Source organism: Paenibacillus sp. FSL K6-2862, from assembly GCF_038005125.1.
Taxonomy (GTDB): Bacteria; Bacillota; Bacilli; order Paenibacillales; family Paenibacillaceae; genus Paenibacillus; species Paenibacillus illinoisensis_A.
Map to the genome: position 1 here is coordinate 2,651,812 of NZ_JBBOSN010000001.1, position 11,860 is coordinate 2,663,671.

The following is an 11,860-nucleotide window of genomic DNA, read 5'->3' on the forward strand; positions in this document are numbered from 1 at the left end:
GGGAGCCGCGCTGCGGTAATCATTCCCGGAGGATAAAGTCATGCAAAAAGGTAGGGGAATAGACAAGCCCTGGATAATGGTCTTGGTTGCCGTTTTTGCAATAGCATACCTATGGATTATGGGGAATTTGTTATTTATCCATGGAAGGGTCTCCGCGGATCGTTATCAATACAATCTTGTTCCGCTCGAGACGATCAGACCCTTGTTACTAGAGAGGGATAGATACAGTACGGAGGCCTGGGTGAAAAATCTGTTCGGTAATATTGTATTGTTTATTCCACTCGGCATATGGATTCCCTGGTTGTTCCGTTCATGCCGAGCGGGGTTGAAATTTACATGGACCGTTATTTTGCTGCTGCTTGCCGTTGAGTTGGCGCAACTGGTTTTACGTGTGGGTTCGTTTGACGTGGATGACATTATCCTCAATACCCTCGGTGCCTCGATCGGTTATATTGCATTTCGTCTGTTCATACCATTCATAAAGACAAGGAGATCGGAATAGAAGTCTGCCACTCAGGCGGGATTCATTTTGGTCTTTTTTTGTGTGCTTTGGGACACGTTTGTGTTTATACAGTCGGCATTTCGGATAAAACATATTAACGGGTTATTCTGCACCTAAATGACCTATGTTCATGACAGATATCGAAATAATGCGAATGTGCGGAAAAAAATGAGTGAAGAGCGGAAACGGGGTGATCCACATCGTGTGGTGGAAAGAGAGTGTTGTATATCAGATCTATCCTATCAGTTTCAAGGATTCGGATGGTGATGGTCACGGTGACTTACAGGGCATTTATGAAAAGCTTGATTATTTGACGGATCTGGGGATTGACGTCATCTGGATCTGTCCCATTTATGAATCTCCTGGATATGATAACGGTTATGATATCAGTGATTACTATGCCATTATGCGCAAATTCGGCACGATGGAGGATTTTGACCGGTTACTCGCAGCGGCTCACAGCAAAGGGCTCAAAATCATGATGGATCTGGTACTGAACCACACATCGGATGAGCATGCCTGGTTTGCTGAATCCCGCTCATCCAAGGTCAATCCCAAACGGGATTATTACATATGGCGATCAGGTAAAAATGGTCAGGTTCCGAATAACTGGGAATCCTATTTCGGTGGGTCCGTGTGGAAGCATGATCCCGAAACGAACGAATACTATCTGCATTTGTACTCCGAGCATCAGCCTGACCTGAATTGGAACAATCCACAAATGGCCGAGGAGATGTACGAAATGGTACACTGGTGGCTGCAAAAAGGGGTGGACGGGTTCCGTTTTGATGCGGTAGCCCATATTGCCAAGGCTGAAGGATTGCCCAGTGCACACAATCCTGACAATCTGCCGGTTGTCCCAGCATACCAGCTCTTCTCCAACCTGGAACAAGTACATTCCATATTGAACAAGCTAAACGACATGATTCTGAAGCCGTATGGACCCATGACCGTCGGAGAAACGTCAGGTTTGGGTCCAGAGCAGGCTCTTGCTTACGTGGGAACAGATCGCAACGAACTGAACATGGTGTTTCAGTTTGAGCATATGTTTGTGGACGCCAAATCTTCGGGGATAGGGAAGTGGAATTACAGGGAGTGGAAGCTGACTGAACTGAAGGAAATCATGAGCCGCTGGCAGACAGTCCTGCACGGTAGAGGCTGGAATGCCAACTATATGGGCAATCATGACCAGCCGCGCCCGGTTTCCCGTTTCGGAGACGATGGCCGTTACAGGGTTCGGTCTGCTCAGATGTTGGCTACCTGGATGCTCACCCTTGAAGGAACGCCTTACATCTATCAGGGTGAGGAGATAGGTATGACGAACGTAGCATTTCCGAATATCGAGCAGTATCGAGACATTGAAACAATGAATTATTACAGGCATTATATCGCCCAAGGGCGGGACAAAAATGACATTATGAAGGCGATCTGGCTGAAAAGCCGGGATAACGCACGTACACCCATGCAATGGGATGACACGGAGCATGCAGGGTTTACGGAAGGCGAGCCTTGGATTCAGGTCAACGATAACTACACAGAGATCAATGTGGCTTCTGCCGAAAATGACCCCGGATCCGTATTGCATTATTATCGCAAGCTAATTGCCCTTCGGAAGAAGAGCAAAGTGCTGATCTACGGTGAGTATGAACTGCTCTTGCCGGATGATCCGGACATTTATGCTTATACACGTACGCTGGACGACGAGAAGATGCTCATTATCCTTAATTTTCGAGAGCATGAACCGGAGATGCACTGGCCAGAAGGCTGGACAGAGGAACGTGCGAAGCTGGTCATCAGCAATGTAAAAAGACGATATTCAACGGATGAAGGTACTATTCTGCTGCAACCCTATGAAGCCAGAGTCTACCGTTTGCAATCCTGAAGGCAACATTTTGCTTCCCGCAAACGGTTTGATTTATAATAAAGTAGGTAAATGCCATTAAGATGGATGTGAACGCAGCGGAACTTAAGAAATGAAATTGCTCATATCTCACATCCAATCGTCAGGAGGACTTAAGATGTTGAAAATGACGTACCATGGACACTCCAGCGTACAATTGGGTACGGAGGAGAAGTCTTTAATTATCGATCCGTTCCTGCGTGGCAATGAACTGGCGGTGACCAAGCCGGAAGACATCAAAACCGATGCCGTTTTGCTGACGCATGCACATATGGATCATATTCTCGATGCCGAACCGATTGCTAAGGCAAATAATGCCAAAGTCGTCGCCATCGTGGAGCTGGCTACATACATGTCCTGGAAAGGACTGGACACCATAGGCATGAATATGGGCGGAACAGTAGATCTGGATTTTGCCCAGGCCAAAATGATTCAGGCGTTCCATTCTTCGGGGATTGTGCTTGAAGAGGAACAGCGAATCATGTATGCAGGAATGCCTGCAGGATTCATCATTAACATAGGTGGTAAAACCATTCTGCATGCGGGAGATACAAGCCTGTTCAGCGATATGAAAATGATTGGCGACCGTCATCAGATCGACGTAGCTTTTCTGCCGATTGGCGGGCATTTCACCATGGGCCCAGAAGACGCACTGCAAGCCGCGGAGTGGTTCAACGCAGAACTGACCATTCCGGTGCACTATGATACATTCCCGATGATCCGCCAAGATTCTGAGAACTTTGTACAGCAACTTGCTGCCAAAGGACTGAAAGGTCAGGTCCTTGCACCAGGCGAATCCATCTCGCTTTAATTGAATTGAATTGAATTGAATTGAATGATTCTTGTTAGCACGTAATGTCGATTTACGTAATCGTTTTTTGTACATGAACACTATTTTATATAATTCAAATATACGCCCAAAGGCGAATATCACGTTATGATAACTGACGTGATATTCGCTTTTTTTCGGTTTCAGGTTCAAAAAGTGGGCTTGAAGTTGGTACATATAACAAAAATATTGAATTTTCATTGTAGCAGGCTGGTGGGGGATGTTATAAAAAACTACACGTAAACAACGTTCCGAATGGAACGGAAAATAGGGGGAACGTTCATGTCATTTATGAAATCATTGTTTTTCCAAATTATTGTGGCGGTGATTATTGGGATAGGTGTAGGTATCTTGTGGCCTGATTTGGGCAGCTTACTGCAACCGCTTGGAACAGGCTTCATCAAATTGATTAAAATGATTATTGCACCTCTTATTTTTATGGTGATCGTTACAGGTATTGCCAAAATTGGTGATCTGAAGTCGGTTGGGCGAATCGGACTCAAAGCGATTATATGGTTTGAAATTGCAACGACGATTGCTCTTGTCCTTGGTCTCGGTACAGCCAACCTGCTCCGTCCCGGTGCAAGCATGAACGTTGATCCTTCAACACTTGATGCAAGTGGCATTGAAGCCAAAACGAACGGATCCGAGCTGCCGCATGTGGTCGATTTTATCATGAACATCATTCCGACCAGTGTTGTGGACGCTTTCGCACAAAACGCATTATTGCAAGTACTGCTTGTAGCTTGTCTGTTTGGAGTGGCACTGGCGGCAACCGAGAACAAAGCAAAGGAAAATGTGCTCACATTGATTGAAAATATACTGGGAATTTTGTTCCGGATTATTGGGTACATCATGAAACTTGCTCCAATTGGTGCGTTTGGTGCTATGGCCTACACGGTTGGAGCGTATGGAGCCTCCACGCTCTCTTCATTCGGAATGCTTATTATTGCCTGCTATGGAGCGGCGTTGTTGTTCTTGGTGATGCTTGCACTTGCGGCTTGGTGGATCACTGGTCTTAACTTTTTACAATTTGTAAAATATACCCGTTCTGAAGTCATGCTGGCGATTGGAACAGGTTCATCCGAAGTGGTTATGCCCCGTATGATGGATAAGCTGACGAAAGCGGGATGTGACCGAGCAGTCGTTGGTCTCGTCGTTCCGACAGGGTACTCGTTCAATCTGGATGGTGCTTCAATCTATCTCTCCCTTGCAACCGTATTTCTGGCTCAAGCCGTAGGCATCGACCTGACGCTTGGACAAGAGATCACAATCCTGCTCGTGTTAATGCTAAGCTCTAAGGGGATGGCTGGTGTTCCCGGTTCTGCCTTTCTTGCATTATCGGCTACCGCAGCTGCGCTCAATGCATTCCCGGTTGCAGCTGTTGCCCTGCTGCTTGGTGCAGATCGTTTCATGGACACGATGCGTGTCTTCACAAATCTGATGGGCAATTGCGTGGCCGCATTCGTCGTAGCGAAGTGGGAAGGCCTGCTGGATCAGAAGCGCATGCGCGCCGTTCTTTCCGGTGAGATCGGCGCTGCAGAACTGGAACGTGAAGAACAGGCCTCACTTTCATCAATGCCAGTAAGTAGGCCTGAACAAGGGAAAAGAGCCGTATCGCCGGAAATGCTTTAGGAAGGGGCAGAGTCTTTATTCACGAGTGCACCCCCTTTACAAGGGGAACTGAACCTACCAACCATAAAGGCGTCTGTTTTTGCAGTGCTATCACTGCGAAAGCAGACGTTTATTTGCGTTCACCAATACATGTATCAGGGAGTTGCCAAACGCAAACCTGCAAAATTTATGTTACAGAGTGAATATTAATGGGGAATGTGTAGAAGAGGAATATTCTAGGTATATTGTAGTTTCAACTTGTATATACATGTTTACTTATGTAATATAGAAATGTAGTCAACTGAGATATTGATCATGTGCAATACAACTTATTGGAGGCGTTAACATGAGTTCAAACGATACAACTTCCTCATCGTGGTGGAGAACCTCCACGGTGTATCAGGTATATCCCAAGAGCTTCAACGACACCACGGGTTCAGGTACCGGGGATATTCGGGGGCTGACCGAGAAGCTCGATTATTTGCAGCACCTCGGAATTGATATTGTGTGGCTGCAGCCGGTATATGTATCTCCGCAGAATGATAATGGTTACGACGTAGCGGACTATTACGAGATTAATCCGGACTTTGGTACGATTGAAGATTTTGATGAATTATTGAAGGGCCTGAAAGCTCGTGATATGAAACTGATGATCGATATTGTGGTGAACCACTCGTCAACCGAACATGAATGGTTTAAGCAAGCGCGTTCATCCAAGGATAATCCGTACCGGGATTATTACATTTGGAAAGATCCGGCTCCGGACGGCGGCGTACCAAACAACTGGCAGTCCAAATTTGGCGGACCCGCTTGGCAGTACGACGAACAGACAGGGCAGTACTTCCTGACTTTGTTTGACAAAACCCAGGCCGATCTGAACTGGGAAAACGAAGAGGTTCGCAAGGCTGTAAGGGACATGATCAAGTTTTGGGCAGAAAAAGGTGTAGATGGTTTCCGGATGGACGTCATTAACCTAATCTCCAAGGATCAGCGTTTTCCGAATGATGACGGCAGTGAAGGACCAGGAGATGGACGCAAGTTCTATACGGACGGACCACGTGTTCACGAATATATCACCGAGATGTACGAGGAAGTATTCGGTCCTTACAACATGGTAACGGTTGGAGAGATGTCTTCCACAACACTGGAACATTGCATCCGCTATTCGAATCCGGCTTCCCGTGAATTTTCAATGACGTTCAATTTCCATCACTTGAAGGTGGATTATCCGAATGGACAGAAGTGGGAATTGATGCCTTATGATTTTGAAGCGATGAAACGCTTGTTCAGTGAATGGCAGACAGGAATGCAGGCAGGTGGAGGCTGGAACGCACTCTTCCTTAACAACCATGATCAGCCGAGAGCGCTGTCCCGTTTCGCAGATGATGGGGACTACCGTGCCGAGAGTGCCAAAATGCTGGCAACAACCATTCACGGCATGCAGGGCACGCCTTATGTCTATCAAGGTGAGGAGATCGGAATGCCGAATCCCGTCTGGAATGACGTAAGCGAATTCCGTGACATTGAATCTACGAATATGTATCGTTTGCTTCAGGAAGAACGCGGTAAGTCAGCGGAAGAAGCCTTTGCCATCGTGAAAGAGCGCTCCCGAGACAACTCCCGTACGCCGATGCAGTGGGATGACAGCAAGAACGCCGGATTCACAACAGGTACACCTTGGATCAAAGTAGATGAACGTTATCCTTCGACAAACGTAGCTGAGCAATTGGCTGATCCGAACTCGATCTACTATCACTATCGCAAGCTCATTGCACTGCGTAAACAGGTCCCCGTACTGACAGACGGTCTGTATGAGCGCCTGGATGATGCACATCCCGAAGTATTCGCTTATGCCCGGACAAATGGCAATGCAACATTGATCGTTGTGTCCAACTTCAGCGAGAGAGAGGTATCCTTCTCAATACCAGCAGCGGTCTGGAACGATCACGTATCTGGTAAAACGGCTGAACTGCTTATTGGCAACACAGAGGTGGCACCTGCTCTGGATCAAGTGATTTCACTTAGTCCGTACGCTTCTTATATGTGGCTTGTACCACAACAGGACTAAATTACATTATCTAAATAGGAAGTGACAACATGGCAATCGATAGAAAACAGGTTGAGGAGATCGTACGGGCAGTCGGTGGAAAAGAAAACATCGAAGCTGCGACGCACTGTGTCACACGACTCCGGTTCGCCTTGTATGATGAGAGTAAAGTGGATACTGAAGGTCTGGACCAGAATGACCTGGTCAAAGGGCAATTTTCATCGCAAGGACAATTCCAGGTTGTTATCGGACCTGGACTTGTCGATAAGGTATACGATGAGATGATCCAGATTACAGGCGGTGACCGTGCGTCCAAGGACGATGTGAAGGCAGCTGCTGGCAAAAAGCAAAATCCGATCCAACGAGCGATCAAAACGCTGTCGGACATTTTTATTCCGATCCTGCCTGCCATTATTACGGCAGGTCTTCTGCTCGGAATCAACAATATTCTGACAGGGCCGGGCATATTCTTTGATGAACAATCGCTGGTTGATGTTTATCCGGCATGGAAGGACCTTGCGTCCATCATTAATACCATTGCAAGCACAGCCTTTACATTCCTTCCTGCCTTAATTGGATGGGCAGCGGTAAAAAGATTCGGCGGAAGTCCGCTGCTGGGGATTGTGCTTGGGCTGATCCTGGTACACCCTGATCTGCTGAGTGCCTACAGCTACGCGAATGCAGTAAATGAAGGCACCGTGCCGACCTGGAATCTCTTCGGCTGGCACATTGAGAAAATTGGTTATCAAGGCCAGGTTCTGCCGGTATTGGTTTCGGCCTACCTGCTGGCCAAAATTGAGATTTTCCTGAACAAAAGGGTTCATGACTCCGTCAAGCTGCTTGTCGTGGCCCCTATAACGTTACTTGTTACCGGATTCCTTGCATTTACCATCATTGGTCCCGTTACGTTCGCCATTGCGAATGCGATTACATCTGGCCTGATTTATATTTATGAATCCTATGCGGCACTTGGTGGTCTAATCTATGGTGGTCTGTATGCATTGCTGGTTATTACAGGTATGCACCATACGTTCCTCGCGGTCGATGTGCAATTGATTGGTAGTCAGGGAGGTACCTTCTTATGGCCGATGCTGGCGCTGTCCAATATCGCCCAAGGTTCAGCAGCACTTGCGATGATGCTGGTTCTGCGCGAACAGAAGATGCGCGGACTTGCGGCTACTTCATCCGTATCAGCTTTCCTAGGTGTTACGGAGCCTGCAATCTTCGGGGTAAACATCCGTTATCGTTATCCGTTTATCTTCGGTATGGTAGGTTCAGCCATTGGTGGCGTTCTGTTGACCATGAATAATGTCCAGGCGACCTCCATCGGTGTAGGTGGGGTTCCCGGATTCCTGTCCATCTTCCCGAACAAATGGGGAGTGTTCTTCATCGGCATGGCGATTGTGCTCATTGTTCCATTCGTTCTGACGGTGATTTTCGGCAGAGCGAAGTTGAGAAAGCAAGATCGCAGCACTAATGCTGAAGCAGTAACCGGAAGCAAAACAACCGCAGTCTCCGCGAGCAATACAGCGGTTTCGGGTGAGGAAGCAGCCGCAGCCGAACGGACACGCACAAACGCACAAGTGGGAGACGAACCGGTAAACACGCTGGAAGTCATGGCACCATTAACAGGAACAGCGGTTCCGCTGGAGCAGGTACCGGATCCGGCTTTTGCCGAGAAACAGATGGGTGAAGGGGTAGCCATTGAACCTTCAGGCAATCAAGTAGTTGCCCCGTTTGATGCCCAGGTTGCACATGTTATCAAAAGCAAACATGCGGTGATTCTGGAACATGCAAGCGGCTTGCAAATTTTGATCCATGTTGGGATCAATACGGTATCGCTGAAAGGCGAGGGCTTCAACATGCACGTCGAAGCTGGTGAACATGTTAGAGCGGGACAGACGCTGCTCGAATTTGATCGTAATGTCATTGAAGCTGCTGGACATCCGCTCATTACACCAATTATTATTCCGGACGGGCAGGATATGGTCGATCGGGTAGAAGTAACTACAGGTGACGTTTCATCGAATCGCAATGGTATATTAACCGTTCATTTGAAGGGATAATTACCCACCCGAGCTTATTATAATATTCGCTTTCTACTATTCAAGACGAACCAGTACAGGTCTGCGAACCTGGAACTGGTTCGTTTTTCTTTGGGGTCATGATACACTATGTATAACTAAAATTTGAAATAGACTATCGTTGATCTCCGCGTGTATGCATGTTACGGATGAATTATTCATATGGTTCTGAGGAGAGTTCCTAGTGCTAAGGACGATAGGAGGAGAGCCATGACGCGTGTAGCTGTGATGGTTATACATGGGCTGGGTATGCAAAAGGATGATTATGCGGATAAATTGATTTCACGTTTGCATAAGGAATTTGATCAAGTGATGGTCATGCGTGGTGCAGCGGAGAAATATTTGGACATTGAGCCGGTCTTCTGGGCGGACGTCTTTGAAGAGAGGGAAGAAGCGCTGTTCCAACAGTTGGTAAGCTCTCAGCGGTTGAATTTTCAGGTGCTGCGCAGATTTGTTATTCACTATTTGGCGGATGCCGTCGCCTATCAGCCCGTTGAGCATCAAGGTCATAATTATGACGCTGTACACAGCACCCTCAACCGGGCCATGCATGTACTGGCACAGCGCAACGGTCCCGAAACGCCGCTCTGCGTAATTGCTCACAGCCTGGGTGCTGTCATTGCTAGCAATTTTTTTTATGATCTCCAGTTTCCATCGAGCCGTGTTCCATCGATCGTGGATGTGACCTCTGCATTGGAGCGGGGAGATACGTTAACCAATTTCTATTCGTTCGGAACGACGCTGCCACTTTGGAGTCTACGTTATCATGACTTTAGCAGTCCGATTCATGTGCCATCCTCCATGGCAGCACAGCAGTACTTTCCCGGGCTGGAGGGGGAATGGGTTAATTTTTATGATCGGGACGATATTCTTGGATATCCATTAAGACCTATCGATCCGGCTTATGAAGCCGCGGTCAAGGAAGATATAGAAATTAACTCAGGTGGTTTGATTGGGAGCTGGAATCCGCTCAGTCATGGGGGGTACTTCGCCAATAGTGCTATGAACCGCAGGATTGCCCAAGGACTGGCACGGACCTGGAGTTGGGTGAATCGTGAATGACATCTTTGTATTTAGGATACGACTGTTGGAAGGGGGAATTACTTTGGAATGCAGGACAGGCTGTGCCGCATGTTGTATCGCCATATCCATCTCTTCACCGATACCAGGCATGAAAGATGGTAAACCCGCAGGTGTACGCTGCGTACAACTGACAGCCGATAATCGATGCAGCATCTTTGGTCATCCGGATCGTCCGGCTGTTTGCAGTGGATTACAGGCTACGGTTGATATGTGTGGAGATTCGGATCAGGAGGCTTTTCATATTTTGAAACGGTTGGAGGAAGAAACAAAACCCAGATTCTAACGTGAGGTTGTTTAATTGAAAAAGGGTAATTATACTTATTATGGAAGTTATATAAGTAGAGAGGAGCATGGGGTTAATGCATCTGGTCAAACGATTTCTGGTCGTGACAGCGAATATGATCGCTGAACTGTGGATGGGATTCTATCGACGAAACTCGGACTTCTATGATAAGCAAACTTCTGGATCGAAAAGTAAAACGGGCTATTATGTTTTTGTAATTACTGCTGCAGTGGTTGCAGTAGGTGTGGTCAGCTGGATGTATAATCGTATGTACTCATAAGTGGCTAAGAAGAATGTACCCTGCACGAATCAAGCTCAACGTGTAAAATCAAACCAAAGAGTATCCATGGATAACAACCAAGGGATACTCTTTTTTTTGGTGTGCTTGTCCCTCAGGATCTGGAGGAACGAACACGCTCTTCTTTTTTCTTCAGCATGTGTGTGAGAAGCAGCTTTAACACGGAGGATACAATGAAGAAAATAAAAAGAATCCGGAACAGCTGATACCCTGACACCACGGACAAGTTGGCATTGACTTCATGAGCCATGATACTCATCTGATCCATTCCACCTGGCGCCATGCTGAGCAGTGAGGTAGCGGCTGAAAGAGAGAACAGATGCATGAGTACATAACTTAACCCAAGCGAGCTGGCAATAAGGAGAACACTGCTAAGCACAGCGAGGGTAATGGTCTGTGTTTTGCGCTGCAGATGCTGAGGCCTTAGCATGAGACCCACATGACTGCCAATCATCAGCTGAGAAATATTCAGCAAGGAGGAAGGCAAGGGTGATGTTTGCATTGTTGTAGTCAGATGTATGACACACATAACAATCATTGGCCCAAGCATAAACGCTGTAGGAAAACGAAGCTTACGAGCAACCCAGGCACCAGCTACACAGAGCGGACCATAGAGCAGGATCTCCGGAAAGAGATTCATCCATGACGCTGTCTGGGCCGCTTGCGGATCAGCTGCAGCGCCCGCCGCACCGCCAATCCATGGACTGAACACCAGGAAAGGCACACAGAACACAATCAAGATCAACCGAGTCACTTGCAGGAAGGTCACCAGCGTCAGATTAATGGACTTCATTTCTTCCGCAAGCGAAACCATTTGGGACAACCCGCCAGGAATACTTCCGACCAGGAGAGAAGGGAAGTCATAATCAGTCAGCTTAGATGCGATGTATGCGGTTAACGTACATAATCCAATCAACAGCAGGGTCATGAGTAGCATCACGGGAAGCTGGTGGAGAATGCCCTGCAATGCATCTGCTGTCAGTGACAACCCGATAGAATAACCGACGATCAGAATCCCATAATCCCGGATGGACGTTGGCCATAGGAGCGGCAGTTTAACGATCTGGGACCCAAGCAGCATAAATACCATGGGGCCGAGCAGCCAGGGAATCGGGGTGTGGATGGCTGTGAACAGAAGTCCGCCGAGTACCGAGACGCACAGACTAAGAATGAACCGGAAAAAGGCGGAGGGACTGTGCTTATGCATCAGTTCCATCCGC

The 11,860-nt window shown here is 47.5% G+C and carries 10 protein-coding genes; 9 read left to right on the forward strand and 1 reads right to left on the reverse strand.

Translation table 11 applies throughout. The annotated features are described in order from the left end of the window. Positions 1 to 40: 40 nt before the first annotated feature. From MHB82_RS12320 to MHB82_RS12360, 9 genes are all read left to right on the forward strand, one after another. Positions 41 to 502, forward strand: coding sequence for a VanZ family protein (locus MHB82_RS12320; protein WP_341174783.1), 462 nt, complete (start codon positions 41 to 43; stop codon positions 500 to 502). A 172-nt stretch (positions 503 to 674) separates the two neighbouring features. Beyond that, positions 675 to 2,384: a glycoside hydrolase family 13 protein gene (locus MHB82_RS12325; protein ID WP_375335142.1), complete on the forward strand. Its 1,710-nt coding sequence runs from the start codon at positions 675 to 677 to the stop codon at positions 2,382 to 2,384. A 136-nt stretch (positions 2,385 to 2,520) separates the two neighbouring features. After that, a complete protein-coding gene (locus MHB82_RS12330; RefSeq protein WP_341174784.1) occupies positions 2,521 to 3,213 on the forward strand; it encodes a metal-dependent hydrolase in 693 nt (230 codons plus the stop codon). A gap of 300 nt (positions 3,214 to 3,513) precedes the next feature. Next, on the forward strand, positions 3,514 to 4,866 hold the full coding sequence (gene dctA / locus MHB82_RS12335; protein ID WP_095358450.1) for a C4-dicarboxylate transporter DctA: 1,353 nt from the start codon (positions 3,514 to 3,516) through the stop codon (positions 4,864 to 4,866). A gap of 325 nt (positions 4,867 to 5,191) precedes the next feature. Further along, positions 5,192 to 6,913 (forward strand): alpha,alpha-phosphotrehalase, encoded by a 1,722-nt coding sequence (treC, locus tag MHB82_RS12340; protein ID WP_341174785.1) that lies wholly within the window; start codon positions 5,192 to 5,194, stop codon positions 6,911 to 6,913. A 29-nt stretch (positions 6,914 to 6,942) separates the two neighbouring features. Further along, positions 6,943 to 8,958, forward strand: coding sequence for a PTS system trehalose-specific EIIBC component (gene treP / locus MHB82_RS12345; RefSeq protein ID WP_095358448.1), 2,016 nt, complete (start codon positions 6,943 to 6,945; stop codon positions 8,956 to 8,958). A gap of 228 nt (positions 8,959 to 9,186) precedes the next feature. Beyond that, complete coding sequence (locus tag MHB82_RS12350) at positions 9,187 to 10,038, forward strand: chemotaxis protein (RefSeq protein ID WP_341174786.1); 852 nt, start codon at positions 9,187 to 9,189, stop codon at positions 10,036 to 10,038. Between the two features lie 43 nt (positions 10,039 to 10,081). Further along, positions 10,082 to 10,342 carry a YkgJ family cysteine cluster protein gene (locus MHB82_RS12355; RefSeq protein ID WP_341174787.1) on the forward strand — a complete coding sequence of 87 codons (261 nt, stop codon included), beginning with the start codon at positions 10,082 to 10,084 and terminating at the stop codon, positions 10,340 to 10,342. A 76-nt stretch (positions 10,343 to 10,418) separates the two neighbouring features. Further along, complete coding sequence (locus tag MHB82_RS12360) at positions 10,419 to 10,622, forward strand: hypothetical protein (RefSeq protein WP_336779765.1); 204 nt, start codon at positions 10,419 to 10,421, stop codon at positions 10,620 to 10,622. Between the two features lie 112 nt (positions 10,623 to 10,734). Here MHB82_RS12360 and MHB82_RS12365 read toward each other — a convergent pair whose 3' ends face one another. Further along, positions 10,735 to 11,856 (reverse strand): AbrB family transcriptional regulator, encoded by a 1,122-nt coding sequence (locus tag MHB82_RS12365; protein WP_341174788.1) that lies wholly within the window; start codon positions 11,854 to 11,856, stop codon positions 10,735 to 10,737. Positions 11,857 to 11,860 lie beyond the last annotated feature (4 nt).

Bases quoted from the DNA above. Each gene is read 5' to 3' on its own strand.
- MHB82_RS12320 (WP_341174783.1), top strand. From the start codon at position 41: ATGCAAAAAGGTAGGGGAATAGACAAGCCCTGGATAATGGTCTTGGTT.
- MHB82_RS12330 (WP_341174784.1), top strand. From the start codon at position 2,521: ATGTTGAAAATGACGTACCATGGACACTCCAGCGTACAATTGGGTACG.
- dctA (WP_095358450.1), top strand. From the start codon at position 3,514: ATGTCATTTATGAAATCATTGTTTTTCCAAATTATTGTGGCGGTGATT.
- treC (WP_341174785.1), top strand. From the start codon at position 5,192: ATGAGTTCAAACGATACAACTTCCTCATCGTGGTGGAGAACCTCCACG.
- treP (WP_095358448.1), top strand. From the start codon at position 6,943: ATGGCAATCGATAGAAAACAGGTTGAGGAGATCGTACGGGCAGTCGGT.
- MHB82_RS12350 (WP_341174786.1), top strand. From the start codon at position 9,187: ATGACGCGTGTAGCTGTGATGGTTATACATGGGCTGGGTATGCAAAAG.
- MHB82_RS12360 (WP_336779765.1), top strand. From the start codon at position 10,419: ATGCATCTGGTCAAACGATTTCTGGTCGTGACAGCGAATATGATCGCT.
- MHB82_RS12365 (WP_341174788.1), bottom strand. From the start codon at position 11,856: ATGGAACTGATGCATAAGCACAGTCCCTCCGCCTTTTTCCGGTTCATT.